The sequence below is a fragment of the Amycolatopsis sp. NPDC098790 genome (assembly GCF_044759945.1).
Taxonomy (GTDB): domain Bacteria; phylum Actinomycetota; class Actinomycetes; order Mycobacteriales; family Pseudonocardiaceae; genus Amycolatopsis.
On sequence record NZ_JBIWAI010000001.1, the window covers coordinates 1188975 to 1213962 of the forward strand.

General features: G+C 71.8%; 25 protein-coding genes. 6 read left to right on the forward strand and 19 right to left on the reverse strand.

Features of this window, described 5'->3' with window-relative positions; translation table 11 throughout:
* Positions 1–88: 88 nt before the first annotated feature.
* Positions 89–1009: a hypothetical protein gene (locus ACIQWX_RS05945; protein ID WP_400866175.1), complete on the forward strand. Its 921-nt coding sequence runs from the start codon at positions 89–91 to the stop codon at positions 1007–1009.
* On the opposite strand, the gene ACIQWX_RS05950 is transcribed toward ACIQWX_RS05945, so the two are convergent.
* From ACIQWX_RS05950 to ACIQWX_RS05960, 3 genes are read right to left on the reverse strand one after another with little or no spacing between them, the layout of a single operon-like run.
* Entirely contained in the window at positions 1010–1669 is a 660-nt protein-coding gene (locus ACIQWX_RS05950) for a response regulator (protein WP_400866178.1), read from the reverse strand.
* Positions 1666–2802 (reverse strand): MacS family sensor histidine kinase, encoded by a 1137-nt coding sequence (macS, locus tag ACIQWX_RS05955; protein ID WP_400866181.1) that lies wholly within the window; start codon positions 2800–2802, stop codon positions 1666–1668. The genes ACIQWX_RS05950 and macS overlap by 4 nt, the downstream gene beginning before the upstream one ends.
* Positions 2799–4040 carry an AI-2E family transporter gene (locus ACIQWX_RS05960; RefSeq protein ID WP_400866184.1) on the reverse strand — a complete coding sequence of 414 codons (1242 nt, stop codon included), beginning with the start codon at positions 4038–4040 and terminating at the stop codon, positions 2799–2801. The genes macS and ACIQWX_RS05960 overlap by 4 nt, the downstream gene beginning before the upstream one ends.
* A gap of 236 nt (positions 4041–4276) precedes the next feature.
* Between ACIQWX_RS05960 and ACIQWX_RS05965 the strand changes: the two genes are divergently transcribed.
* Together ACIQWX_RS05965 and ACIQWX_RS05970 are read left to right on the forward strand one after the other, a co-directional pair.
* Positions 4277–5245, forward strand: a complete 969-nt coding sequence (locus ACIQWX_RS05965) for a hypothetical protein (RefSeq protein WP_400866187.1) — start codon at positions 4277–4279, stop codon at positions 5243–5245.
* A 186-nt stretch (positions 5246–5431) separates the two neighbouring features.
* Positions 5432–8659: a beta strand repeat-containing protein gene (locus ACIQWX_RS05970; protein ID WP_400866190.1), complete on the forward strand. Its 3228-nt coding sequence runs from the start codon at positions 5432–5434 to the stop codon at positions 8657–8659.
* Between the two features lie 185 nt (positions 8660–8844).
* Here the strand turns inward: ACIQWX_RS05970 and ACIQWX_RS05975 are convergent, their stop codons facing one another.
* Both ACIQWX_RS05975 and ACIQWX_RS05980 read right to left on the reverse strand, forming a co-directional pair.
* Complete coding sequence (locus ACIQWX_RS05975; RefSeq protein ID WP_400866193.1) at positions 8845–9615, reverse strand: dioxygenase; 771 nt, start codon at positions 9613–9615, stop codon at positions 8845–8847.
* 23 nt (positions 9616–9638) lie between these two features.
* Complete coding sequence (locus ACIQWX_RS05980; protein ID WP_400866196.1) at positions 9639–10064, reverse strand: MarR family winged helix-turn-helix transcriptional regulator; 426 nt, start codon at positions 10062–10064, stop codon at positions 9639–9641.
* 67 nt (positions 10065–10131) lie between these two features.
* Between ACIQWX_RS05980 and ACIQWX_RS05985 the strand changes: the two genes are divergently transcribed.
* Positions 10132–10584, forward strand: a complete 453-nt coding sequence (locus ACIQWX_RS05985) for a MarR family winged helix-turn-helix transcriptional regulator (protein ID WP_400866199.1) — start codon at positions 10132–10134, stop codon at positions 10582–10584.
* Here ACIQWX_RS05985 and dnaB read toward each other — a convergent pair.
* From dnaB to ACIQWX_RS06045, 12 genes are all read right to left on the reverse strand, one after another.
* Positions 10581–11996, reverse strand: a complete 1416-nt coding sequence (gene dnaB / locus ACIQWX_RS05990; RefSeq protein WP_400869406.1) for a replicative DNA helicase — start codon at positions 11994–11996, stop codon at positions 10581–10583. The genes ACIQWX_RS05985 and dnaB overlap by 4 nt on opposite strands.
* A gap of 502 nt (positions 11997–12498) precedes the next feature.
* The gene (locus ACIQWX_RS05995; protein WP_400866201.1) at positions 12499–13287 is read right to left on the reverse strand and encodes an ESX secretion-associated protein EspG; all 789 of its coding nucleotides are present in this window, start codon (positions 13285–13287) and stop codon (positions 12499–12501) included.
* 87 nt (positions 13288–13374) lie between these two features.
* Positions 13375–14739 (reverse strand): hypothetical protein, encoded by a 1365-nt coding sequence (locus tag ACIQWX_RS06000; RefSeq protein WP_400866204.1) that lies wholly within the window; start codon positions 14737–14739, stop codon positions 13375–13377.
* A gap of 1 nt (position 14740) precedes the next feature.
* Complete coding sequence (locus ACIQWX_RS06005; protein ID WP_400866207.1) at positions 14741–15340, reverse strand: DUF3558 domain-containing protein; 600 nt, start codon at positions 15338–15340, stop codon at positions 14741–14743.
* A complete protein-coding gene (locus ACIQWX_RS06010; RefSeq protein WP_400866210.1) occupies positions 15337–15690 on the reverse strand; it encodes a hypothetical protein in 354 nt (117 codons plus the stop codon). Before ACIQWX_RS06010 ends, ACIQWX_RS06005 begins: the two co-directional genes overlap by 4 nt.
* 128 nt (positions 15691–15818) lie before the next feature.
* Positions 15819–16277 (reverse strand): 50S ribosomal protein L9, encoded by a 459-nt coding sequence (gene rplI / locus ACIQWX_RS06015; RefSeq protein ID WP_257926071.1) that lies wholly within the window; start codon positions 16275–16277, stop codon positions 15819–15821.
* A 14-nt stretch (positions 16278–16291) separates the two neighbouring features.
* Positions 16292–16540 carry a 30S ribosomal protein S18 gene (gene rpsR, locus ACIQWX_RS06020; RefSeq protein ID WP_003098744.1) on the reverse strand — a complete coding sequence of 83 codons (249 nt, stop codon included), beginning with the start codon at positions 16538–16540 and terminating at the stop codon, positions 16292–16294.
* Positions 16541–16580: 40 nt separating this feature from the next.
* Complete coding sequence (locus ACIQWX_RS06025; protein ID WP_400866214.1) at positions 16581–17090, reverse strand: single-stranded DNA-binding protein; 510 nt, start codon at positions 17088–17090, stop codon at positions 16581–16583.
* Between the two features lie 17 nt (positions 17091–17107).
* Positions 17108–17434 carry a 30S ribosomal protein S6 gene (gene rpsF, locus ACIQWX_RS06030; RefSeq protein ID WP_176173898.1) on the reverse strand — a complete coding sequence of 109 codons (327 nt, stop codon included), beginning with the start codon at positions 17432–17434 and terminating at the stop codon, positions 17108–17110.
* Between the two features lie 102 nt (positions 17435–17536).
* Positions 17537–18409 (reverse strand): hypothetical protein, encoded by an 873-nt coding sequence (locus ACIQWX_RS06035; RefSeq protein WP_400866217.1) that lies wholly within the window; start codon positions 18407–18409, stop codon positions 17537–17539.
* Between the two features lie 87 nt (positions 18410–18496).
* Positions 18497–19408, reverse strand: a complete 912-nt coding sequence (locus ACIQWX_RS06040; RefSeq protein WP_400866220.1) for a hypothetical protein — start codon at positions 19406–19408, stop codon at positions 18497–18499.
* A 120-nt stretch (positions 19409–19528) separates the two neighbouring features.
* Positions 19529–20323, reverse strand: a complete 795-nt coding sequence (locus ACIQWX_RS06045; RefSeq protein WP_400866223.1) for a hypothetical protein — start codon at positions 20321–20323, stop codon at positions 19529–19531.
* A 114-nt stretch (positions 20324–20437) separates the two neighbouring features.
* On the opposite strand from ACIQWX_RS06045, the gene ACIQWX_RS06050 reads away from it, so the two are divergent.
* Positions 20438–21211 carry a deoxyribonuclease IV gene (locus tag ACIQWX_RS06050; protein WP_400866226.1) on the forward strand — a complete coding sequence of 258 codons (774 nt, stop codon included), beginning with the start codon at positions 20438–20440 and terminating at the stop codon, positions 21209–21211.
* Here the strand turns inward: ACIQWX_RS06050 and ACIQWX_RS06055 are convergent.
* Together ACIQWX_RS06055 and ACIQWX_RS06060 are read right to left on the reverse strand one after the other, a co-directional pair.
* Complete coding sequence (locus ACIQWX_RS06055) at positions 21208–22758, reverse strand: glycosyltransferase family 87 protein (protein ID WP_400866229.1); 1551 nt, start codon at positions 22756–22758, stop codon at positions 21208–21210. The two genes, ACIQWX_RS06050 and ACIQWX_RS06055, sit on opposite strands and share 4 nt — an antisense overlap.
* Positions 22759–22807: 49 nt before the next feature.
* On the reverse strand, positions 22808–23866 hold the full coding sequence (locus ACIQWX_RS06060) for an ROK family transcriptional regulator (protein ID WP_400866232.1): 1059 nt from the start codon (positions 23864–23866) through the stop codon (positions 22808–22810).
* Positions 23867–23922: 56 nt separating this feature from the next.
* Between ACIQWX_RS06060 and ACIQWX_RS06065 the strand changes: the two genes are divergently transcribed.
* Positions 23923–24966 carry a Gfo/Idh/MocA family oxidoreductase gene (locus tag ACIQWX_RS06065; protein ID WP_400866235.1) on the forward strand — a complete coding sequence of 348 codons (1044 nt, stop codon included), beginning with the start codon at positions 23923–23925 and terminating at the stop codon, positions 24964–24966.
* Positions 24967–24988 lie beyond the last annotated feature (22 nt).

Here is a 24988-nt window from a genome sequence, read left to right on the forward strand (position 1 = left end):
CGGGTGCACGGCCGAAGCACCGCCGCCGCCACCGAGTACGAGTGCCCCGACCGCCCCGCCGACCGCGCCGCCGGAAGGACTCCGCGGCGTGCCGACCACCGGGGGCATCGGCGTCACCGTCCTGCTCCCCACCCTCGGTCCGACCGTGTTCGACGCCGACCGCGGACCCACGGCCACCCCGCCCGGCTACCCCGGCGACGACCAGCCGCTGAGCGTGCTCCGGGTCGGGAAGTCCGCCGTCCTGACGAGCTACCCGCCGGGCGGCGACCCCCTCGAAGTCCTCGTCTACACCGGCCCGGCGAGTCCGCCGCGTTCGCTCGGCCGCGCGCGGTCGGTGGCGCCGGGCGCCGACGGCGAGAGCGTGTGGCTGATCCGGCAGGACGCGCCGGACGACTGCCGCCTGCAGCACGTCTCGCTGTCCGGCGGCGACCTCGGCCGCGGCCAGCCGGCCAGCTGCCGCACCGGCGTCCGGACCGAGACCCGGCACGGCCTGCTGATCACCATCAACGCCGACGCGGCCGAGTCGACGGACGCGGTGATCGACCCCGGGACCGGCCGGACGGTCCAGCAGGCGCCACGCGTCCTCGCCGCCGCCGGCGACTGGCTGCTCCTCGACGGCCTCACCGACCTGACCCTCGTCGACCTGCGGGACGGCAGCCGCAAGCAGCTCAGCCGGCCGGTGATCGCGCGGACGCCCACCGTCGTCCCCTCCCGGGACGGCGGCGTCTGGGCCCTCGACTTCGCCGATCCCGCCTACCGCAGCACCAGCACGCAGACCCGTGACCTGTGGCTGCTGCGCCCGGACACGCTGACCTGGGAGCACGCCGCGGCGATGCCGTTCATCACCGAGCACCTCAAGCGCGGCGGCGGCTTCGACTGGTCCGAAGACGGCGACCTCGTGCTGGCCGACGGCGTCCTCGCCGCGTGGCACCCCGGCGAACCCCAGTGGCGGCTCGGCAAGGCGGCCCTGCCGAAGAGCGAGTGGTGGGGCTTCGCCGTGCTGCCGTGACTAGTCCTCGTCGAGGCCGTGCTCGATCGCGTACCGGGCCAGCTCCACGCGGTTGTGCAGCTGGAGCTTCCGCAGCGTCGACTGCACGTGGTTCTCCACCGTCCGGTGCGACAGCACGAGCCGCTCGGCGATCTGCCGCGCGGTCAGCCCTTTCGCGACCAGGCGCAGGACGTCGGTCTCGCGCTCGGTCAGCCGCGGCGGCTCGGCGCCCTCGGCCGGGGCGTCGGCCATCCGCCGGTACTCGCCGAGCACCAGCCCGGCCAGGCCCGCGGTGAACACCGGGTCGCCCGCCGCGGTCCGGTGCACGGCGTCCACCAGCTCCGCCGCCGAAGCCGACTTCACCAGATAGCCGGACGCGCCGGCCTTCACCGCCTCCAGCACGTCCTTGTGCTCGCCGCTCGCCGACAGCACCAGCACCTTCGTCGACGGCAGCGCCGAGGTGATCTCGCGGGTCGCGTCCACGCCCGAAGTGCTGCCCAGGTTGAGGTCCATCAGCACGACGTCCGGCAGGACGGTCCGCGCGATGCGCAGCGCCGCGTCGGCGTCCGGCGCCGTCGCCTTGACGTCGAAGCCGTGCTCGGTCAGGTCGCGGGCCACCCCGTCGCGCCAGATCGGGTGGTCGTCGACCACCATCACGGAGATCCGCGGCTCGTCGCTCATCTCGCACCCCTCGTGCTCGGCACCCTGACCTCCCACTCCGTGCCCCGGCCGGGCCCGGTGTCGAGGGTCGCGCTCCCGCCGAGGTCGCGGACCCTCCCCCGGATGGATTCCACCACGCCGAGGTGCCCGTCCGCGGCCGCTCGCTCGAGAACGCCGTCCGGAATGCCCGGTCCGTCGTCGCGGACGCTGACCACGACCTCGCCGCCGAGGTCCTCCAGCAGCACCCACGCCCGCGCGTCGGGGCCCGCGTGCTTCTCGACGTTGGAGAGCGCTTCGCGGGTAATGGCGACCAGCTCGTCGGTGACGTGGGCGGGCAGCTCGACGTCGTCCGCCGGGGCCGAGACCTGCACCGACGACGTCGCGAGCAGCTGCAGCGCCGCGCGCAGGCTCGCCGTGCCGCGGTCGTTCGGCGTCAGCGGCTCGGTCGTCACCAGCGACCGCAGTGCGATCTCCTGCTCGCCCGCCAGCTTCGCCAGTTCGGCCGCTTCGCCGCCGACTTCGTTGCCGCGCTTGCGGACGCGGGCCAGCACCTGCAGCACGCTGTCGTGGATCGACCGCGCGAGCCGCTCCCGCTCGGCCGTCGCCGCTTCCTTCCGCAGCGCCTGCTCCAGCCGCGCCGCGGACCGGCGGCCCATCGTCGCGGCCATCCCGACCAGCAGCCCGGCCGCGGCGAGCAGGACGCCGTCGCGAGCGACGTCGAGGTCGAACTTCTCCCGGGCCAGCCCGGTCGCCACGCCGACGACCAGCCCGGCCAGCACCCCGCCGCCCGCGCCGAAGCGCGCGCCCGCGGCGACCGGCGGCACGGCCGCCCACACCGTCGTGATCAGCGGGACGTTCAGCGCGAACTGCGCGTCGCTGAGCACCCACGGCGAAGTCAGCAGCAGCGCGGTCGTCAGCACGAGGTCGAAGACGACCAGCGCCGGCGGCCGCGTCCGCTCGCGCAGGTAGAGGAAGCTGCTGCCGACCGACCACAAGGCCATCACGCCGAGGACCGTCCAGGCCAGCCACTCGCGCTGGTAGTGGCCGCTCTGGACGATCACGGTGCCGCAGGCGAACGCCCAGGTGAGCACGCGGAACGCGAGCACGCCACGCCACATCGGCGTGATCGGGTCGGGCGTCCGCGCGGTGGTCACGGCTTGTCGGTGCGCTTCGGCGGCGCGGCCGTCGCCGAATCGGCTTCGTCCTCGGCGACCGTCGCGATTTCGGCCTTCGGCCCGCCGGGTTCGGCGTCGTTCGGCTGGGCGGCCTGGTCCTTCAGGACGTCCACCTCGGCCGGATCCGGGTTGGTTTCGTGCAGCAGCGACCGGACGCCGGCGTTCAGCACGGCCAGCAGCGGCACGGCCAGCAGCGCGCCGGCGATCCCGCCCGCGACCAGGCCGGCGGTGATGGCCAGGACCACGGCCAGCGGGTGCAGCTTCACGGCCCGGCCGAGCAGCAGCGGCTGCAGGATGTGGCTCTCCAGCTGCATCACGCCGATCACGATGGCCAGCACGATCACCGCGCCGATGAACCCGTTCGTCACCAGCGCGATCAGCACCGCGACACCGCCGGTGATGACCGCGCCGATGATCGGGATGAACGCGCCGATGAACACCAGCGTCGCCAGCGGGATCACCAGCGGCACACCCATGATCCACAGGCCGACGCCGATGCCGACCGCGTCGACCACGGCGACCGCGGCCGTCGCCCGCACGTAGCTGACCAGCGACGCGAACCCGCGGCGCCCGGCGACGTCGACGCGGTTGCGGACCCGCCGCGGCACGGCGCGGACGAGGAACGTCCAGATGCCGTCGCCGCCGCTGAGGAAGAAGATCGTGATGAACAGCGTCAGCAGGAAGCCGGTGAGGATCTCGCCGACGGTGCTCGCCGTGGTCAGCGCGGTCGTCGTGATGGACGCCTGGTTGTTCTGGATGAACCCGATCGCCTGGTTGATGAAGTCCTGGATCTGCTCCTGGCGCAGGTGCGGCGGCCCGTTGAGCAGCCACTCCTTGATCTGGTTGAGGCTGTCGTTGAGCTGCTGCTGCAGCTGCGGCAGGCCGGAGGAGAACTGCGTGATGACGAACGTCAGCAGGCCGCCGAGCACCGCCAGCCCGGCGATCAGCACGATCGCCGTCGCCAGCCCGCGCGGGAACTTCACCGCCACCAGCTTCTGCACCGCGGGCGCGAGCAGCGCCGACAGCAGCAGGGCGATGGACAGCGGGATGATGACGACGGACAGGTAGCCGATCACCCACACCACGGCGTACAGCGCGGCGACCACCACGATGAACCGCCACGCCAGCGCCGCGCTGATGCGCAGGCCCCGGGGGATCAGCCCGGTGATGTCCTCGTGCTCCGGCAGGAACGGGTCTTCGCGTCGCGCGTGGCTCACCGGATCACCGTACTGGCAACAGCGCCCGATTCGAGCGCTTTCCACGTGCCGAGTCCGACACGCTCGGCTGCCAGCGAAGATCACCGCGTGTCAGACCCGGTTGCACGCTGTGTTCTTCACACGATGGGGGCATCAAGTCGTGTCGAGGATGCGAGCCGTGTCGCGTATTTGGTTGAGTCGCTTCCGCAACGGCAATCGCCGAACGATCACCCGGTTTCGAAGGAGACGCACCAGTGGTGGACCACGCGACGAACGAGGGGCAGGGCGCCAAGCGCGCCGGCCGGCTCGTGTCGCGTGCGCTGCTGGTGCTGGGCGGCGCCGTCGCCGGCACCGCCGCCGCGTGGCTCGTCTCCGGCGCGGCCGCCTCCGCGGACACCGTCGAGGTCGGCACCGCCTCCGTCACGCCGTTCACCGACGCCACGTCCGGCAGCCTCGGCGACGTCAACCACGGCACCGCGCACCTCGCGGGCGACACGGCCGGCGGCCTCGCCGAAGCGGCGAGCTGCCACCAGGACGCGACGACGTGGAGCGAGCCGCAGCGGCCGTGCCACACCGACGCCCGCACCCTCGAGCACAAGGTCTCCGAGCGCGTCAGCGACTCGGTGTCGGACCTCACCGACGACGCGGTGCTGAGCCCGGTGGAGCGCACCCTCGGCGCGGCCGAGCACATCGCCCGCAAGCCGGAGGACACCCGCCAGGTCCTCGAGGAGACCGTCGCCCCGGCGCCGGCGCAGGACTTCGGCCACCGGGTGTGGCAGCTGCTCGACCCGGCCGGCCGTGGCGACCTCCTCCCCGAGCTGCCGGGCATCGACCCGGCCGGGCAGGAGCCGTCGACCTCCGGTGCCGCCCAGGCGGCCGCGCCGGTCGCCGTGACGACCGTCGAAATCCCCGAATCCGTGCGCGCCGCCCTCGCGATGGCGAAGGCCGCCGCGCACACCGACGGCACCGGTGCCGCGGGCTCGTCCCGTGACGGGCACCGTGACCTGCCGTCCCCGCTGACCCCGGCGCAGCTTCCGGTCGCGCCGGCCGTCCCCACCGCCCCGGGTGGCAGCACCGCCCCCGGTGGACACCTCGACGGCCCCAACTTCGGCGTCCCGTTCTGGACGACCGAAGCCGTCGAATCCGCCGTCGCGGCGATGAGCCGCGCCGGCCTGCGCACCTCGATGCGCACCCCGGGCGAGCAGCCCGGCGTCACTCCTGACTGAACACCTCCCTCCACGGGTCGCTGACGCGCCCGAGCCCGTCTTCGTCTGACGGCGCCTGCGTCCGCGAAACACCCGTGATCAGGCGGTGCGCTTTTTCGCGCCCGCAAAAGTTCTTTCCCCCTCCGGTGCGTATCGACGCACCCTCACAGGCCCGCAAGGGAACCCGAAATAAAGGAGAAAAACCCCATGCAGACGTGGGCAAAGCGCGGACTCCAGACCGCACTTGTCACGGGTGGGTTGCTGATGCTGGGTACCGGCATCGCCTCGGCTGACGAGAACGTCAACCCCGACACCCCTGCCTCGCCGCTCGACTTGAACGTCACGGTTCCGATCCAGGAAGCCAACAACGCGGTCGGCACCCCCTTCGGCCAGCTGGACCTGCCCGCCGGGCAGACGGAGCTGAGCGCCAAGCCGGTCACGCAGGCCGCGAACGAAGCCGCGAAGCAGTTCGACGACGCGAGCCCGATCAGCCAGAGCACCCTCGGCGGAAAGTTCACGCCGAGCCACAACAACCTCAAGGGCAACAAGGTCACGGGCGACGTCGTCGTCCCGATCCAGATCGTGGACAACGCGGTCGGTGTGCTCGGCGACGCGACGGTCCAGGGTGGCAACCACACCCAGACCTGGAGCCACGACCAGGACATCGACACCACCGGTGAGGACTCGAGCCTCGCGGGCAACGCGGTCGCCCTCGACTGGGCGCTCCCCGTCCAGATCGCCGGCAACGGCGGCGGCGTCGCCGGCGGCACCGGCCGCGTGGTCGGTGGGTCGGCCAGCCAGAGCACCACCGAGACCGGCGACGTCGACACGAACGGCGACGGCTCGGCCCTCTCCGGCAACGTGGTGGCCGGCCAGTTCGCCACCCCGGTGCAGGTGACCGGCAACGCCGCGTCGTACCTGCTCGGCAACGGCCAGAGCCACGGCTACACGGCCGACACCGTCGCGACCTCCGGCGGCTCGCTGTTCAGCTCCGGCGACCAGGCCAGCGGCTCCGGCAACGTGGTCGGCGCGCCGATCGCCCTGCCGGTCAAGTTCAACTGCAACTCGGGCGCCGTGTGGGGCTCGCTGTCGAACTCCGACGGCTGCAACACCTCGGCCGACGCCACCGCCGGGGACACCCGCGAGGGCAGCCTGGACATCCCGACCTACCTCGAGACGAGCGGCAACGACTCGTTCCTGTCCGGCAACGGCGGGGCGGCCTCGCTGTCCCCGATCGCGAACGTCGCGGGTGTCGCGGGCTCGTGGATCGGCAACGCCTCGGCGGGCATCCCCGACGCGGGCAGCTCCTCCAGCACGGTGGACTCGGGCGGCTTCGTCAAGACCGCCGGTGACAACGCGAGCGGCTCGGGCAACGTCCTGAACCCGTCGGTCGCGCTGCCGGTCGAGGCCTTCGGCATCGGTGGCACCTACATCGGCCAGGCCAACGCCGCGCACGACAACACCACCGACGCCAACGCGGGCAACGGTAGCTACACCAGGGGCAACGGCTCCGTCCTCGGCGGCAACATCGTCAACACCCAGGCCGCGGGCGCGCCCGAGGTCTTCGGCATCGGCGGCAGCCACATCGGCAACGCGACCGGCACGGCGACCGAGGACAAGACGGTCACCGCCGGGGCGTACGACGGCACGCAGGGCAACGACTCGTCCGGCTCGGGCAACGTCGTCCAGGTGCCGGTCGGCCTGCCCGCCGAGGTCTTCGGCGTTGGCGGCTCGTTCATCGGCCAGGGCTCCGGCTCGGCCGACGAGACCAAGGTCGTCTCCGGCGGCGGCGGTGGCAGCACCCACGACGACAACGGCTTCCTGAGCTCGAACCTGGGCACCGTGCCGGCTTCGCTGCCGGTGCAGGTCGCCAACATCGGCGGCGCGTTCGTCGGCCAGGGCCACGGCAAGGGCTCGACCGACACGACGTCCAACGCGGGCGGCGACGTCACGGCGAACGGCCCCGCGGGCGCCGGCGCCGGCAACATCATCGAGGCCCCGGTCTCGCTCCCGGTGCTGGCCGCCGGCAGCGGTGCCGCCCTCGCGGGCATCGGCACCGGTGAGAACGACAACATCACCGACTCCTCGGCGGGCGGCGACGCCCTCACCGACGGCCAGGACGGTGCGCTGACCGGCAACATCGTGAAGGCCCCGGTCGCGGGTGTCGCGCAGGTCTTCAGCGACGGCGTCGCGGCCGCGGCCCTGGGCCACGGCCTGGGCACCAGCGACACCACGTCGGAGGCGGGTGGCGACGCCACCACCAACGGTGACGGTGGCGCCGTGGCCGGCAACATCGTCGGCGCGGACGCGCTGCCGGTCGCGCAGGTCTTCGGGGACGCCGTCAGCGCGGCGGGTGTCGCCACCGGCACCGGGATCAACACGACGTCCGTGGAGAACGCGGGCGACGACACCACCTCGGGTGTCGAGGGCGCCATCTCCGGCAACATCCTCGACATCCCGGCCACGGCGATCGTGCAGCTGTTCGGCGACGCGGTGGCCGTGGGCGGCGTGGCGCACGCCATCGGCGACAACTCGCTGACCACGGAAAACGGTGGCGAGGCAATCACCGCCGGCGACGGGTCCAGCCTGTCGGGCTACAACTTCTACCACGCGTTCGCGCTGCCGGTGCAGATCTTCGGCGTGCCCCTCGAGCTGCTCGGGGTCGCGACCGCGGACGCGACGGACATGACGAGCATCGACGAGGCCGAGGACGCCATCGCGTTCCCGGTCGAGGGCTCCGAGCTGGCCGCCGACGAGCTGCCCTCGCTGGCCGCGCTGCGCAGTGGCCAAGCGACCGCGGGGCTGCCCACCCAGGGCCTGCCGTCGCTGGACGGGCTGACCGGCAAGCTGCCGATCGCCGGGCTGCCGACGGAGGGTCTTCCGTCGCTGGCGGGCCTGACCGGCAAGCTGCCGGTCGCCGGGCTGCCGGCGCAGGGCCTGCCCTCGGTGGACGGCCTGACCAGCAAGCTGCCGGTCGCCGGGCTGCCCACCCAGGGCCTGCCCGCGCTGCCGGTCGCCGCGCCCCTCGGCACCGAGCGCGCCGACCTGCCGACCGGTGGGGGCAACCCGCTGGCCGGGCTGACCAAGCTGGCGCAGCTGCCGGCCGCGGGTGGCCTCAACGGTGCCCCGGCGCTGCCGAAGGCGGGCCTGCCCACCCCCGCGTCGCTGCCCGTGGTGAACGGCCTGCCCGGCCACACCCAGCGTGCGGACCTGCCGGTCGCCGCCCCGGCCCTGCCGGTCGCGCTGCCGGTCGCCCTGCCGGTGACCCCGGCGCTGCCCGCCGCCCCGGCGCTGCCGGCCGCCCCGGCCCTGCCGGTGAACGCCAAGCTGCCGGTGCTGGACAGCGCGGCCCCGAACGCGCAGGTCCCGGCGATGTCGGGCCTGGACTCCACCGGCTTCCTCACGAAGCTGCTGGGTCTGGTGAAGCGCAAGTAGTTCGGTGACGCCGGGCGGGTTCCAGCCAGGACCCGCCCGGCCCTCCAACCCCGGCAGGCGCTCCACCGCGCCGCGAGGTCTCCTCGCACGGAGCGCCTGACGATCGATGGAACGCTCCTTCCCTGGAGACGGCGAGCCCCAGGAACCGATCAGGTTCCTGGGGCTCGTTCGTGTTCGCGGGCAGGTCAGGAGAACTGCAGGGACCGCTTCGCCAGCCCGTGCCAGAAGCCGTCGATCACCGTGCGGCCGGACTTCTCCTCCGCGGTCGCGCCGAGGGAGACGAACAGCGGCGCGAAGTGCTCGATCCGCGGGTGCGCGAGGGTCGCGGCCGGCGCCTTGTGCCGGAAGTCGAGCAGCGCGTCGACGTCACCGCCGCGCACGACCTCGTCGCCCCAGTGGTCGAACTCGGCCGACCACGCGGGCGGCGTCCCGTCGGTGGCGCGGGCCATGCCGCTGAGGTTGTGGGTGAAGAAGCCGCTGCCGATGATCAGCACGCCTTCGTCGCGCAGCGGCGCGAGCTTGCGGCCGAGGTCGAACAGCTCCTGCGGGTCGAGCGAGGGCATCGACACCTGCAGCACCGGGACGTCGGCGTCCGGGTACATCTCGACGAGCGGCACGTAGGCACCGTGGTCGAGGCCGCGCTCCGGCGCGTCGTGGACCGGTGTATCTGTGGAGCGGAGCAGTTTGCGCACCTTCTCCGCCAGCTCCGGCGCGCCCGGCGCCGCGTACTTCACCTGGTAGTAGCGCTCGGGGAAGCCCCAGAAGTCGTACACGAGCGGCACGGTCGTGGTGGCCGCGATGGTCAGCGGAGCCTCCTCCCAGTGCGCCGACACGACGAGGATCGCGCGGGGCTTGGGCAGGTCGGCCGACCAGGCGGCGAGCTGGCGGGTCCACACGGCGTCGTCGGCGAGCGGCGGCGCTCCGTGGCTGAGGTAGAGGACCGGGGTGCGGGTCATCGACGGCTCCAGTGCTTGAAAGTTCAACTACTAGGATAACCGACGCCGGCTCGGTCCGGGATATTCCTTTGGCGGCCCTCCAGGTTCGCGGCGCAGCGTTCGAGGGTGCGGATCGTCGTGCGGTAGTCGTCGTCGCTGACGCCGTCGGTCACCGCGGTGCGGAACGCCCGGACGCGCGCCTCGACCCGGGCGTGGGCTTCGCGGCCGGTGTCGGTGAGTTCGCCGCTTTCGGCGACCCACCCGCGAGTCCGGAGGTCGGCCACCTGTTGGGTGGTCGCGCCGAACGGGGCCAGCGCCGCGTCGACCTCCTCCGGCGTGCGCGCGCCGAGGGCGATCGTGTTGAGTACCTGCCAGTGCCGGCGGCTCAGCGACTCCGCGTCGAGGGCCTGGGCCATGGAGGACTCGAGGAGCTCGTGAACGTGGCGCAGGTGCCACCCGAGGGGTTTCATGGGTACTCCGAGATGTCGATGAACAACTACATGTAAAAGTACATGTAGTTTGGAGGGTGGAGCAACCATGACGGACGCGGTGGCCGAGGTCGAGCGAGCCATGATCGCGATCCGCCGCAGTCAGCAGCGGCGGGCGCTGAGCCGGATCGGCAAGGCTCGCGGCCAGGGTGCGCACGACGCCGTGCACGAACTACTGGACGTCGTCGAGGAACTCACCGAACGCGGCGAGGCCGGCACGGTGACCGCGTTGAGCGCGGCCATGGGCGTCGACCAGCCGCGCGCGAGCCGGCTCGTCGCACGCGCGGTCGAGCAGGGCCTGCTCCGCCGCGAAGCCGATCAGCGCGACGGACGGCGTGCGGTGCTCGTGCCGACCGAGGCCGGCCAGGCGCACCTCGACGAGCTGCACGCCTTCCGGCGCTCGGTGTTCGCCGAGGTCATGGCGGACTGGCCGGAGGAGGACCGCGACACCTTCGGCAGGCTCCTCACGGCGTTCGTCCGCGGGTACAGCGCGCTCGGTTAGTCGTGCGAAAGGTCCACGAACCGGCTGTAGTGCAGCTGGTGGGCGACGGTGATCGTCGCCGTCGGGCCGGCACGGTGCTTCGCGATGATCAGGTCCGCTTCGCCCGCGCGGGGGTCGTCGCGCTCCCAGGCGTCCGGGCGGTTGACCAGGATGACGAGGTCGGCGTCCTGCTCCAGTGAGCCGGACTCACGCAGGTCGGACAGCATCGGTTTCTTGTCCGTCCGCTGCTCGGGACCACGGTTCAGCTGGCTGATCGCGATCACCGGGACCTCGATCTCCTTCGCCAGCAGCTTCATCTGCCGCGAGAACTCCGAGACTTCCTGCTGCCGCGACTCGACGCGCTTGCCGGACGTCATCAGCTGCAGGTAGTCGAGGACGACGAGCTTCAGGTCGTTGCGCTGCTTGAGCCGCCGCGCCTTGGCCCGGATCTCCATCATCGTCATGTTCGGCGAGTCGTCGACGAACAGCGGCGCCTCGGACACCTCGCTCATCCGGCGGGCCAGGCGTGTCCAGTCGTCGTCGGACATCTTGCCGCCTCGCATGTCGGAGAGGCGGATCTTCGCCTCGGCCGAGAGCATGCGCATGACGATCTCGGTCCGGCTCATTTCCAGCGAGAAGATGACGCTGGTCAGCCCGTGCTTGATGGAGGCCGACCGGACGAAGTCGAGGCCCAGTGTCGACTTGCCGACACCGGGACGGGCCGCGACGATGATCATCTGCCCCGGGTGCAGGCCGTTGGTCAGCTCGTCGAAGTCGGAGAAGCCGGTCGGGATGCCCTGGGACTGGCCGCCGCGCGAGGCGATGGCGTCGATCTCGTCCATCGTCGGCTGCAGCAGCTCTTCCAGCGCGACGTAGTCCTCGCTGGTCCGCCGCTCGGTGACGTCGTAGATCGCGGCCTGCGCGCGGTCGACGACCTCGTCGATGTTCGCGCCGTCGGCCGCGGCCGCGCCGTAGCCGTACTGCACGATCCGGGTGCCCGCCTCGACCAGCCGGCGCAGCACCGCCTTCTCGGCGACGATCTCCGCGTAGTAGCCCGCGTTCGCCGCCGTCGGCACCGTCGCGATCAGCGTGTGCAGGTACGGCGCGCCGCCGACGCGGCCCAGCTCCCCGCGTCGCTCCAGCTCCGCCGAGATGGTGATCGGGTCGGCGGGCTCGCCGCGGCCGTAGAGGTCGAGGATGCAGTCGTAGATCGCCTGGTGCGCGGGCCGGTAGAAGTCGTCGGGGCCGAGCGCCTCGATGACGTCGGCGACCGCGTCCTTCGACAGCAGCATGCCGCCGAGCACGGACTGCTCGGCCGCGATGTCCTGCGGCGGCTGGCGGTCGAACCCGCCGCCCCCGCCACCTGGGCCGGGGTCGCTCGGCCCCGGGTCGGACTCCGCGTACATCGGACTGCGGTCGTCGGTCAGCGCCACCGCCCCGGACACCTCCTCATCGTGTCGAACACCCGTTCGAGTATGCCGGATCTTCGCTCTCGAAGCACGCGGCTCGATCCGCGTCACCCGTCCACGGGCCCCTCCCCGATGATCGGGGACAACGTCCGTCAGTCGTCTTAGACACGCGGAGCGCCACCGTGAGTACAGGCCCGAGCGGGCACGCTAGATCCCCCGGAAGGCGGATGGCAATTCAGGATGGGGACCCTTCTGTGGACAACCTGGGGATGAATGGGGGTAACCAGTCACAGGTGGCGCGAGAGCTGTGGACAAGTTGGGGACAAGGTTGATCGGCTTCGGCGAACCCGCAGGTCAAACCCTGTGAACAAGGTGTGGAGAACTTCCCGGAAACTCGTCCGGCGTGTCGCGTGAAACCTGTTGTTCGGCGTGTCGTGGACCAGCCGGAGCCCATTGAGCCACACGCCCTGTGGATGAATATCACGGAGGGTAGAGCGGTAACCCGGAGGGCTGAACGGCCGGCGGGTCAGGCCGCGGTGAGCCTGCCCTGTGCGCTGCGTAACCGGTCGGCGAGAACGCGCTGGTCGGCCGGGGTGAACGCGATCCGGTTCTCCCCGCGGCCCGGAACCTCTTCGGTCAGCCATCGGCCTTCCGAGGTATCGATGTAGTTCACCGGGCGTTCGATCCGGCGCCACGCGCCGGTGCGGCTGCGGGCGGCCACGTACAGGCTGCCACTCCCCATTCGGCGTAGCGCGAGGATCCGCTGGAGCTCCTGGACCTCCTGCGAGCCCTCGGCCGGGCGGTCGTTGCGGAGCACCGCGAACCCGCCGTCGTCACCGCGCGAGGTGCCCTCGAGCTGGTTCTTCGGCACCGCGAGCGGCGTTCCGCGTCCCGGCGCCAGCTTCGGGATCTGCCCGAGGAAGTCGTCGAGCAGCTCCCCCGGCCGGGTCGACTCCAGCACGACGACGTCCAGCTCTTCGTGCTTGGCCAGCACGAACGCCTCGCCGCCGGCGCTGCCGGCCAGCAGCCGGTAGCTGACCGGCTTGCCCTGGAACCCGCCGTCGACCCAGCCGTAGTACTCCAGCTGCGGCCGGGCGATCGCTTCGACCGTCGCGACGAACCCGGGGTGCATGCCGCGCGGGCCGAACAGCCCGGCCTTGGCGAGCTCGGCGTTGACGCGCTCGTCCTCGGCGCGCTGGGCCTCGTCGCTGTACCAGGTCGGCGTCTCGGACAGCACCGTGTGCGGCTCGCCGCCCCGGCGCCGGATCAGGTTGATCAGGGTGCCGGTCGAAATGGTGACCTGCCTGTCCAGCACGCTTTCCCCCAGTAGGAATCCGAACCCGGTACAGCTTGAGGAGCCGGGCGCGCCCATCTTGGCACGCACCCGGCCCTCCCGCGTGCGCTACTCGCCGATGACCGGCGGGGCCGTCAGCTCGTCGGTCCCGAAGATGTCGTTCGGGTCGTCGCCGAGCAGGTACTTCGACGTGCGTTCCTCGTCGCCGCCGCCCTGGCCCTTGGCGCCGTGGCCCATGCCGCCCATGCCACCCATCCCGGTGGAGCCGGTGCGCCCGGCCGCCGCGCCGCCCGCGCCCATCGCGCCGCCGGCGCCCATGCCGCCCCGGCCCGCGCCGGCCGCGCCCGCGCCACCCGGCAGGGCCGCGCCGCTCGAACCGCCGGGCCCGAAGCCCGCGCCGCCACCCGGGCCGAAGCCGGCCGTCGGGTCGCCGATCCCGCCCGACCCGCCGGGCCCGAACCCGCTGCCACCGCCACCGCCACCGGAGAAGCTCGGTGTGCCGCCACCGGGCCCGAAGCCCGGCATCCCCGGCACGTCGGACGGCGAGAAGCCCGACGAGTGCGTGCCGTCGTTGAAGTTCGGCGGGGTGTAGTTGCCGCCGCCGGGGAGCTTCGACGGGTCGTAGCCCCCGCTCGGCACCTTCCCCGGGTCGAAGCTCGGCACCTTGGACGGGTCGTACCCACCGCCCGGCACCTTCGACGGGTCGAAGCCGCCACCGGGCATGTTCGGCGGCTGGCCGTTGAACGACGGGACGCCGCCGGGGCCGGGCATGTTCACGCCGCCGGGCCCGGTGCCCGGAGCACCGCCGCGCTCGCCGTCGCCGGTTCCGGTGCCGTCACCGTTGCCGTCGCCCGGCTTCTTCTTGCCGTCGTCGACGTTGACGTTCTCCTGCTGCCCCTTCAGCGCGGAGTACGTCGGCAGCTTCTGGCCGTTGTCGTTGCTCGCCTTGTAGTAGGTGTTGAAGGCGTCGACATTGGCCTGGCCCTTGGTGTTGTAGTCGCGGATCGCCCGGTCGGTGTCGGTCGTCCACGGCGTCACCGCGTTGAGCAGGTTGTTCTTCGGCGGGTCCTTCGGGACCTCCTGCACCTGCGCGTGCACCGTGGTGAACGCGTTGTTCTGCTCGCCGAGGTACTTGTCGGAGTCGGTCAGCTTGGTGCCCGAGTCCTCCATCCACACCCGCAGCGGGTGCGCGCCGGCGTTCTGCGCCGCGTCCGAACCACTGCCGGTCCAGGCCGAGTCCATCTCCTTGGCCAGGGTGTCGATGGTCGTGAGCCGGTCCGCGTACGCGCCCTTCAGCCGGCTCGCCGCCGCCTGCCCGTTCTGGATCGAGCCGGTGCCGGGGCCGGTGGTGATCTGGTGCCAGATGTCGTAGCAGTCGATCTTGCGGTCGCCCTGCGTCGACGTGTGGTCGTCCGAGTGCGTGGTGGCCATGTTGTACGCGGCGAACCCGCCGAGCAGGACCAGTTCCAGCATCTCAGCCCCCCATCAAGGTCTGGATCATCGCTTCGCCGAACTTCCCCGCGACCGAGCACGGGTCCGACGCACCCGCGCCGTGGTCGTACTGGACCAGGATGTTGACCGCCAGCTCGTTGGTCACCCCGACGAACAGGCCGCACTTGCCGTTCTTGCGGTCGTCCAGCGCGGCGGCGTAGACGGCCGGGTACCCGTAGGCCTGCGACTCGCCGAAGTAGGCGTCGTTCGCCTTCGTGTCGTAGACGTCCTGGAGCCCGTTCTTGTTCGCCGTCACCGTGGTCACGTCGATCTGGTTGCCCGGGTCGGCGGCTTCCTGGAACGTGCAGCTCGGGCCGTTGCCGGTGCTGCGCGGGGTGCCGTCACCGAGGCCGAGCGTGGAGCGGCCGGCCGCGTTGATCGTGTTGCACGCGTCCGACGTGATGTTCGCGGTGTTCAGCGGCTCCGGCACGCGCGGCGCCGAGTCGGCGGCGGACCGGGAGGTCTCGCTGCCGGACTCGGCGGTCGCCGCCGGGTTGGCGGTGCCGCGGGTCTGGCCCGAACAGCCCGCGACGGCGAGCACGGCGAAGGCCAGGGCCGGAACGGCGAGGAGTCGTCGGTTCACGTGGCCTGGTTCCCCGTCTTCGAGAGGTCGGCCTGCGTCTCCGACTCCTTGGTGGTGATCTTCTGCTTCGCGGCCGTGAGTGCGTCGATGTAGTTCTTGACGTACTCCTGCATCTTGGAGTTCTGCTCGAGGAACGCCTTGCCGGACGGGTTCGCGAGCTTCTCCCAGTCGCCGCTCGCGAACTCCTTGCCGGGCGCCTTGACGTTCGCCATCAGGTTGGCGTCGTCGTAGTCGCGCTTGAGGTCGGCCTGGAGGTCCTGCCACTTCTTGATCACGCCGTCGATCTTGTCGGCGTCGAACGTGAAACCCCCGCCGCCGGACGGCGCGGACATGTTGACCTCGTTACCCATCCGAGTGCGCTCCCTTCGCGTCCCGCTCCATTGTCCTACGACGGCGGCCGCCTGTCCGGGGTTCCCCCGAAACGCGTGAAGGCGGGCCGCCCACCAGGGAGCGACCCGCCTTCGTCACGGCGTATGCCTTACTGCGAGGCCTTGACCTCGAGGCGCACGTCGACCTTGACGTCCGGGTGCAGCCGGGCGCCGACCGAGTGCTTGCCGACGGTCTTGATGTGGTCGCGCAGCTCGATGACGCGCTTGTCGAGCAGCGGGCCACCGGCCGCCTTGATCGCGTCGACGATCTCGCCGGCGGTGATCGAACCGAAGAGCTTCTTCGAGCCCTCGGCCGCCTTGCCGGTGAGCTGGATGGCGCCGAGGCCCTCCAGCGTCGCCTTGATCTCCTTGGCGTGGTCGAGGTCACGGATGCGACGGCTCTCCTGCGCGCGCTGGATCGTGCGGACGTTCTTCTCCGCGCCCTTGGAGGCCACGATCGCGTAGCCCCGCGGGAGCAGGTAGTTGCGCGCGTAACCGTCCTTGACCTCGACGATGTCGCCGGGGCCGCCGAGGTTGGCCACGTCCGTGGTGAGGATGATCTTCGCCATGTCAGTGCCCTCCCTTAGCGCGCGGTCGAGGTGTAGGGCAGCAGCGCCATCTCGCGGGAGTTCTTGACCGCGATGGCGATGTCACGCTGGTGCTGGCTGCAGTTGCCGGTGACGCGACGGGCACGGATCTTGCCGCGGTCGGAGATGTACTTCCGCAGCAGGTTGGTGTCCTTGTAGTCGATCAGTTCCGGGCGGCCCTTCTTCTCGGCCTTGCAGAACACGCAGACCTTCTTCTTGGGCTTGCGGATGGGTGGCTTGGCCACTGGTTACTCCTGGATCAAATCTGTGTGGATGTGTACGAGATCAGAACGGGGGCTCGTCGCTGAAGCCGCCGCCACCGCCGCCACCGGCCGGCGGGGCCGAGCCCCACGGGTCGTCGGCGGGGGCGCCGCCGCCACCGCGGTTGCCGCCGCCACCGCCGCCGCCGAAGTCACCGCCGCCGCCACCGCGGCTGACCTTGTTGACCTTGGCCGTGGCGTAGCGCAGCGAGGGCCCGATCTCGTCGACCTCGAGCTCGACGACGGTGCGCTTCTCGCCTTCCTTCGTCTCGAACGACCGCTGCTTCAGGCGGCCCTGCACGACGACGCGGGCGCCGCGGGTCAGGGACTCGGCGACGTTCTCCGCCGCCTGGCGCCAGATGTTGCAGCGCAGGAACAGCGCCTCGCCGTCCTTCCACTCGCCGGACTGCCGGTCGAGCGTGCGCGGGGTGGACGCGACGGTGAAGTTCGCGACCGCCGCACCGGACGGGGTGAAGCGCAGTTCCGGGTCGGACGTCAGGTTGCCGACCACCGTGATGACGGTGTCTCCAGCCATCGGGGTTCCCCTCGGGCTCAGGCCTTGGCGGCAGCGGGCTTGGCCGCGGCGCGCTTGACCTCGCGACGCATGACCTTGGTGCGGAGCACGGTCTCCTGCAGCGACAGCTGGCGGTCCAGCTCCTTCACCGCGTCCGAAGACGAGTTCAGGTCGAGCAGCGCGTAGATGCCCTCGGCGTGCTTCTTGATCTCGTACGAGAGGCGACGACGGCCCCAGACGTCGACCTTCTCCACGGAACCGCCCGAAGTGCGGATCACGTTGAGGAAGTTGTCCAGCGTGGGGGCGACCGTGCGCTCGTCGAGCGTGGGGTCCAGGATGACCATTACCTCGTAATGGCGTGACACAACCACTCACCTCCTATGGGCTCGCGGCCACGGACTGTCCGTGGCAGGAGGGTTTGTCCAGGTAAGGCTACCTGGGGGTGCTTCCGGGGCCGGAGGCCGGGGTCAGCTCGCGCGGCGCAGGACCCAGGTGCGGACGAGCCCCGCCGTGACGCCGGCCAGCACGATCACCGCGAGCAGCATCGGCAGCTGGACGTCGCTGGAGGCGCCGTTCGAGGCGAGCGACTGCGCGTTGCCCGCGTCCCGGATGCCGGCGCTCTGGCCGCTCTGGTCGCCCTGACCCGCCTGCGGGGCGGAGGCGTCACCGGGGAGCGTCCCGTTCGCCGGGTACCGCACACCGGGGGCGACGGCCGTGCCGGCGGTCGCCGTGGGGATCCCGCTGTAGTCGCGCATCGGGGCGCTGCCGCCCGTGCCGCCCGCGGTGCCGGGGTTGAGGTTCGAGAGGTTGCCGGTGCTGCCGCCGGGGACGGTCCCGGTGCCGCCCGGCGTGGTGCCCGTGCCGCCCGCACCCGGCTGGCCCGGCGTGCTCGGGGCAACGTAGTTGCCGGCGAGCAGCGTGAGGTTGCAAGCGTTCGCGACTGTGCTCTCCACGCTGTTCAGGGTCTTGTTCGGGTCGAAACCGAGACCCCACGTGCCTGAGTTCGCCAGTGCGGTGCGGACTGCCTTGCCGATCGCGGCACCGTTCGCCACGCCGCCGGCGGAGTTCGGGACCTGGCCCACCAGGATCGCGTGGTTCTTGGCGATCGAGTCGCCGGCCCAGCTGCCGATCGCGAGCGTGCCGGCGTTGTTCGCGCCGTTCGTGACGAGGGTCTTGACCGAAGCCCCGTCGATCGCAACCGAGTCGCCCATCTGGCCGGTGACTGTGCCCGTGCAGCTGTTGCTGACCACCTGCTGGGTCGCGGAGGCGGTGCCGGCGGAGAGGAATGCGCCGCCGGCCAAGAACGCGGCGACGGCGGTGGCGGTCAGGATCTTCCGCACGTGCGGGTCCTCCAAAGCGTTACGGGGGCGTCGTTCCAGGCACCAGGATCAACGAAGGAGATACGCGAAAGATACTCGGCAGTCGGGTCAATTCGCAGCGGCCATTCGGCGGAGCACCCAGGTTCGCACGAGGCCCGCGCTGACTCCGGAGAGTGCCAGCACCGCGATCAACAGGGGCAGGTTCGACCCGTCCGTGAAACCGTCGGACACCGACGGTAGCGCTTCGGCCTGGCCCGCCGTCTGGACGCCGGAGTTGCCGGCGGCGCTCTGGTCGGGCCCGGTGAGCCCGTACTGCGGCGCGTAACCCGGGATCTGGCTGCCGTACCGGAGGGCGGGCGACGGCGTGAAGAGCCCAGCCGTCGCGAACGGGATGCCGCTGTAGTCCCGCATCGGCGCGTAGCCCGTGCCGATGCTGAACGGGAACCCGCCGAACGCCGGGCTCGCGCCGCCGCCGGAGAAGCCGGGGAGCAGCGGGCTGTTCGCCTCCGGGATGCCGCCGGAGCCCTGCGGGGTGCCGCCCTGCTGGTTGCCGCCGGTCCCACCGGACGGCGGGTTCTGCTGCGGGTTGCCGCCCGTCCCGGGCTGCGGCGATGCCTGCCTGCCGCCGCTGTTGATCGAGTTGAGGCCGCTGGTCCCGGCGGTGTTCAGGCCGTCCGCGGCCTGGTTGAGCGCGCTCGCCGCGGGCGCGCCGACTCCCGGCACCGGGGCGACCACGTCGTTGACCACGGTGACGGTGACCTTGCAGACCGTGTTGAGCAGCCCGCCGACCACGCTCGTGAGCACGGTGGTCGCCTGGCCGACGATGCCGAGGTCGATGGCGGGCAGGCCGAGGATCGAACCCTTGATGTGGTCACCCGGCTTCGCGGTGACCGTGCTGCCGCAGGGGACGGTCTTCGTCTCGGCCGCCGAAGCCGTGCCGGGGGCGCCGAGCACGGCCGAACCCGCGAGCACGAACGCCGTCGCTCCGACCGCCGTTGCCCTCCGTGTCCGATCCTGCATGCTGCCACCCCATCGTCGGTGTCCCTTTCCCAGAACAACGACGTTAAGGCAGCACGGTGACGCCCGCTCGTTCAGAAATGTCCGGCATTCGAGTGGAAGCGGACGTCACCTTGGGTGAGATCAGGCCGGGTTGCGGCGGATCCAGACCCGGACGAGGGCCGCGGCGACGATCGCCAGCGCCAGGACCGCCAGCAGCATCGGCAGCTTCGCCGGCGGCGTGACGCCGGGCAGCGCCTCGGCCGTGCCGGACTTCTGCTCGTCGACCGTCGGGACCTGCTGGCCGGGGATGATCTGCGCGATCACCGGGGCCTGGACCAGGCTGCCCGGCAGCAGCGCGGAGTTGGTGAAGATGCCCGAGATCGCGTCGCCGGGCAGGCCCGCGTTGCCGGGACCGGTGAGCACCGGGCCGGTGCTGTCGCCGGGCGGGGTCTGCCCCGGCGGCGTCGGGCCGGGCGGGGCCGGTGGTGCGGGCGGGGCGGGCGGGTTCGGGCCCGGCGGGAGGGGTAGCGGAGGAAGATCGACGCCCTGCGTCACGCCGCCGACGGTGTTCACGACGGTCTGCGCGGCCGGGCAGACGACCTTCGAGGCCGCGTCGCCGACCACCGGCACGTCGCCGATGCCGAGCGCGCGGACGGTGTCGCCCACCGGCAGCGTGAGCAGCGGGGCTGAGCCGTTCGTGTTCCGGGACGTCGAGTCGAGCCCGACGGTCAGCCGGTCCGGGGCGTTCAGCGGGGCGCCGGCGTCCAGCAGGAGGCCAGTTTTCGCGTCGCGGGCCTGGCCGTTCTGCAGGGTGGCCGAGCAGTCGCCGCCGAGGGTCGGGCTCGGGTCCGCGCTCGCGACGCCCGGCAGCGCCAAAGCGGCCGAAGCGGCGAAGGTGAATCCCAGTGCGGTGATCCGGGTGAACTGCTTCCCCATCGATGCCCTCCGGCAGTCGGACCAATCTGGATCACGGAACGCGCTCACGGTACTCCACGAGCGTCACCAAACGGGCCCACAGGGCAAAGAAGCACCCGGAGTAGCGTGCTCGGCATGCTGATCGGTGCCCATGTCCGTGACGACGACCCGTTGACCGCGGTCGCCGAGCGCAAAGCCGACGTCGTCCAGTTCTTCCTCTCCGACCCGCAGGGCTGGAAGGCCCCGAAGCCGCACCCCCACGGCGAGGCCATCGCGGCCGACCCCGTCGAGGTGTTCATCCACTCCCCCTACCTCATCAACGTGGCTTCGCTGAACAACAAGATCCGGATCCCATCCCGCAAGAACGTCACGCAGCACGCGGACGGCGCCGCGGCGGTCGGCGCGAAGGGCCTGATCGTGCACGGGGGCCACGTCGGGGCGAACGACGACGTCGAGGCCGGCCTGGACAACTGGCGCAAGCTCTTCGAGCGCGAGCAGGAGAAGGGCGGCTTCAAGGTCCCGATCCTGATCGAGAACACCGCGGGCGGCGAGAACGCGATCACCCGCGACCTCGACGTCATCGCCCGGCTGTGGGACAAGGTCGGCGAGTTCGGCGCCGGGTTCTGCCTGGACACCTGCCACGCGTTCGCCGCGGGCTGGGACCTCGCGACCGCCGTCGAAAAGGTCAAGGCCATCACCGGCCGGATCGACCTGGTGCACCTCAACAACTCGCGCGACGAGTTCGGCTCGACCCGCGACCGGCACGCCAGCGTCGTCGAGGGCGAGGGCACGATCGACCCCGGGGTGCTGGTCGAGGTGGCCAGGGCCGCCGGCGCGCCGGTCGTCGTCGAGACGCCGGCCGACGGCCAGGCGACCGACATCGCCTACCTGCGCGAACAGCTGGGTTAAGCGGCCACGGCCTTGCGGCGGCGCCGGACGGCGTTCGGGACGACCACGTCCCGGGCGCCGTCGAGGAAGCCGCCCGCCGGGTCGTCGTCGCCCGCGACGCGGACCAGGTCCGTGCCCGGCCGGTAGATCTCGCGCACGACCAGCACGCACAGCGCGGCGACGGCGAGGTCGCGGAGCACGACCGTGCCGAGGAACCAGCCTTCGGGCAGGCCCTTGTGGTCGACGCCGAGGTAGTAGAACATCCGCGGCACCCAGACCAGGGCGTCGAGCAGCATCCAGCCGAGCAGCAGCCGCCAGCGCGGGATCGCCAGCACGGCCAGCGGCACCAGCCACAGCGAGTACTGCGGGCTCCACACCTTGTTCGTCAGCAGGAACGCGGCCACGACGAGGAACGCGAGCTGGCCCACGCGCGGCCGTCGCGGCGCGGCGAGCGCGAGGTAGGCGATGCCCGCGCAGCAGGCCAGGAACAGCACGGCGACCGTCAGGTTCAGGTACGCCGGGTTCTGGTTCTTCTGCAGCACGCCGTCGAAGCCGGCCCAGCCCGTCGTGTACGAGAGGACGTTGTACAGCGAGTCCGGGTCCATCGGCCGCAGCGTGTTGAGCCGGAAGAACTCCCACCAGCCGCGGGTCGCGGTCAGGATGAACGGCGCGTTCACCGCCAGCCACGTCACGACGGTGGCGGCCGCGGTCTTCCAGAACGGCGTGAGCTTCCCGGCGCGCAGGCACAGGAAGAAGAGCACGCCGAGCAGGAACAGCGGATAGAGCTTGGCCGTCGCGCCCAGGCCGAGCAGGAGCCCGGCCAGCAGCGGTTTCTTGCGCGCCCAGGCGAGCAGGCCGGTCGCGGTGAACGCGGTCGCGATCGCGTCGAAGTTCGTGAACGCGTGCACCAGCACCAGCGGTGACACGGCCACCAGCACCATGTCCCACGGCCGGCGTTTCGTCGTCCGGCCGGTCGCCCACACGGTGACCAGCCAGGCCAGCGCCAGGAACAACGCCGTCAGGTCGAAGTAGACGGCGACCGGCAGCGCGCCGGGCAGCCAGCCGCTCTCGGCGACGTTCAGCCAGCCCGCCGCGAGCTTCGCGTTCGCCCACTGGAAGAGGCCGGTGAACACCGGGTACTCCATGTACCGGGTGTCGTTCTCCGCGGTCTGTGAGCTCTCCTTCCACGACGTGTAGTACGGGAAGGTGCCCGGCCGGTCGAGCCGCTCGGAGCTGTAGAGCGGCACGATGTCGGAGTAGCACATCGCGACGAACGGGCGGCCCGCGCGCCAGTCGAGCTGGGTGGCGCCGCTGGAGTCCTGGTACTGCTGGATGCAGGAGCCCTTGCCGAGCCAGCAGAGCATCAGCGCGAGCGTGGCCAGCAGCAGGCCGACGCGCTGCGGAGACCAGAACCAGTGCCTGCCGACCGCCGCGTGCTCGCCGAGCGGGCCGCCGAGGGGTCTGGTGACCGCCGCCGCGAGGGGCTCGTTCCAGCTCGGGACGACCCGTTCCGCCCGGGTAAGCGTCACGGGGCCGGGGTCCGGCTCGCGCGTGGTCTCCTCTGGCACGAGTGCGGATGTTAGCGGGCGGCGCCCGCCACCGAGGTGAAGCCGGTGATCATGCCGGATTCGCGTAGTACGAGGCCAGGACCTCGGCGGCGGCTCCGCGCGTGACGATCTCCTCGCCGAAGGCGTCTTCGACGACCTCGATGCGCTGCCACTGCGGCAGCGGCAGCAGCTCCTCAAGCCGCTCCGAAACGGCGTCGCGGTACGTGCCCGGTTCGTCCCGCACGGCCCGCCCGGCCAGCACGATCCGCTCCAGGTCGAGCACCTGGACGAGGTCGGCGAGGCCGATCCCGAGGAACCCCGCGGCGGCCCGCGTGCCGGGCGCCCGCTTGGCCATGATCTCGACGCAGCCGCGCCGCCCGCAGGCGCAGACGGGCCCGTCGAAGGCGATCGTGGTGTGCCCGAACTCACCCGCGTTGGTCCGCGGGCCGCGGTAGAGCCGCCCGTCGATCAGCAGGCCGACGCCGATCCCGGTGCCGACGAGCACCACCGCGGTCGCCGTCGGCTCGCCGTGCGGCCAGAGCTGGGCGAACGCGGCGGCGTTGGTGTTCTTGTCGAGCGTCACCGGCAGCCCCGTGCGCTTCTCGAGCAGGTCGCGCAGGGGGACGTCGTGCCAGCCGGGCATGTTCGTCGCGTCGCGGACCACCCCGGCGAGGTGGTCGAGCGGGCCGACCGCGCCGAGGCCGAGGCCCAGCACGTCGAAGCCGTCGGCGAGCTCGGCCGCGGTCGTCCCGATGGCTTCGACGGCCTGCTCGGGCGTGAAGCCGGCCGGGAGCGGGCCGCCCGCCGTCTCCTCGACCTCGCCGATGAGGTTGGTGCGCAGCACGCGGTACTCGTCGCGGTCCAGGCGCGCGCCCAGCGCGTGGCGGGCGCCGGCCCGGATGGTCAGCTGCGTGCGGGGCTTGCCGACGCCCGTCGACGGCTGGCGTTCCTCGTCCAGCAGGCCGGCGTCGAGGAGTTCGGGCACGATCTTGGAGACGGCCTGCTGGGTGAGCCCGGTGCGTTCGGCGAGTTCGACGCGGCTGAGGCCGCCGGCGCGCAGGATGTGCGTGAGCAGGAGGGCGCGGTTGTGTTCGCGCACGTTGCGCAGGTTCACCCCGGTGTCCGCCATGGTCCGGATCTTCCCACGTCTGGTCAATAACGCAACAGTGTTGTTTAATGGGCCGCATGAGTGACTTGCGCGTGGGCATCCTCGGGTACGGCATCGGCGGACGCGTCTTCCACGCCCCGCTCGTGGCGGCGACGCCCGGCCTCACCCCCGCGGTGATCACGACGTCGAGCAACGCGACGCAGGCCCGCACCGACCACCCCGGCGCCGAGGTCGTCCCGAACGCCGACGCGTTGTTCGAGCGGGCCGGCGACCTCGACCTCGTCGTGGTCAGCACGCCCAACCGCACCCACGTGCCGCTCGCGCTGCGGGCGATCGAAGCCGGGCTGCCGGTGGTCGTCGACAAGCCGTTCGCGCCGACTGCGCTCGAGGCCGAGCAGGTCGTCGCCGCGGCGAAGGCGGCCGGCGTCGGCCTGACCGTCTTCCAGAACCGGCGGCTCGACTCCGACTTCCTCACCGTCCGGAAGGTCCTCGAGTCCGGCAAGCTCGGCGACGTCTTCCGCTTCGAGTCCCGCTACGACCGCTGGGTGCCCAAGCCCAAGGACAACTGGCGCGAGTTCGGCGACCCGGCCGAGGCCGGCGGCCTGCTCTACGACCTCGGCGCGCACATCGTCGACCAGGCGCTGCAGCTGTTCGGCCCGGTCACGCAGGTCTACGCGGAGACCGACCGCCGCCGCGCCGGCGTCCAGGTCGACGACGACGTGTTCGTCGCGCTCAAGCACGCCAACGGCGTCCGGTCGCACCTGTGGGCGTCCGCGCTCGCCGGCACCCTGAACCCCCGCTTCCGGGTGCTCGGCGACCAGGCGACGTTCACCAAGTACGGCCTCGACGTGCAGGAACCCCAGATCAAGGCGGGCATGCGCCCCGGCGACGACGGCTGGGCCGTCGAACCGGCGTCGGACGCGGGCAAGATCGGCGTCGGCAACGACGTCAAGACGGTCCCCACCGAGGCGGGCCGCTACGAGCAGTTCTACGCCGAGGTGCGCGACGCCCTGCGCGGCGAAGGCGCCTTCCCGGTCGACCCGGAGTCGTCGGTCGAAGCGCTGCGCGTGATCGAGGCGGCGCACCGCTCGGGCGTCGAAGGAACGGTCATCAAGCTCTGACCCCCGGTCTGGCCGTGACGCC

What these genes read in the sequence shown, in the direction of transcription:
- ACIQWX_RS05950 (WP_400866178.1), bottom strand. Translation starts at nt 1,669, where the DNA reads ATGAGCGACGAGCCGCGGATCTCCGTGATGGTGGTCGACGACCACCCG.
- ACIQWX_RS05970 (WP_400866190.1), top strand. Translation starts at nt 5,432, where the DNA reads ATGCAGACGTGGGCAAAGCGCGGACTCCAGACCGCACTTGTCACGGGT.
- ACIQWX_RS05975 (WP_400866193.1), bottom strand. Translation starts at nt 9,615, where the DNA reads ATGACCCGCACCCCGGTCCTCTACCTCAGCCACGGAGCGCCGCCGCTC.
- ACIQWX_RS05980 (WP_400866196.1), bottom strand. Translation starts at nt 10,064, where the DNA reads ATGAAACCCCTCGGGTGGCACCTGCGCCACGTTCACGAGCTCCTCGAG.
- ACIQWX_RS05985 (WP_400866199.1), top strand. Translation starts at nt 10,132, where the DNA reads ATGACGGACGCGGTGGCCGAGGTCGAGCGAGCCATGATCGCGATCCGC.
- ACIQWX_RS06000 (WP_400866204.1), bottom strand. Translation starts at nt 14,739, where the DNA reads ATGCTGGAACTGGTCCTGCTCGGCGGGTTCGCCGCGTACAACATGGCC.
- ACIQWX_RS06010 (WP_400866210.1), bottom strand. Translation starts at nt 15,690, where the DNA reads ATGGGTAACGAGGTCAACATGTCCGCGCCGTCCGGCGGCGGGGGTTTC.
- rplI (WP_257926071.1), bottom strand. Translation starts at nt 16,277, where the DNA reads ATGGCGAAGATCATCCTCACCACGGACGTGGCCAACCTCGGCGGCCCC.
- ACIQWX_RS06025 (WP_400866214.1), bottom strand. Translation starts at nt 17,090, where the DNA reads ATGGCTGGAGACACCGTCATCACGGTGGTCGGCAACCTGACGTCCGAC.
- ACIQWX_RS06040 (WP_400866220.1), bottom strand. Translation starts at nt 19,408, where the DNA reads ATGCAGGATCGGACACGGAGGGCAACGGCGGTCGGAGCGACGGCGTTC.
- ACIQWX_RS06045 (WP_400866223.1), bottom strand. Translation starts at nt 20,323, where the DNA reads ATGGGGAAGCAGTTCACCCGGATCACCGCACTGGGATTCACCTTCGCC.
- ACIQWX_RS06050 (WP_400866226.1), top strand. Translation starts at nt 20,438, where the DNA reads ATGCTGATCGGTGCCCATGTCCGTGACGACGACCCGTTGACCGCGGTC.
- ACIQWX_RS06060 (WP_400866232.1), bottom strand. Translation starts at nt 23,866, where the DNA reads ATGGCGGACACCGGGGTGAACCTGCGCAACGTGCGCGAACACAACCGC.
- ACIQWX_RS06065 (WP_400866235.1), top strand. Translation starts at nt 23,923, where the DNA reads ATGAGTGACTTGCGCGTGGGCATCCTCGGGTACGGCATCGGCGGACGC.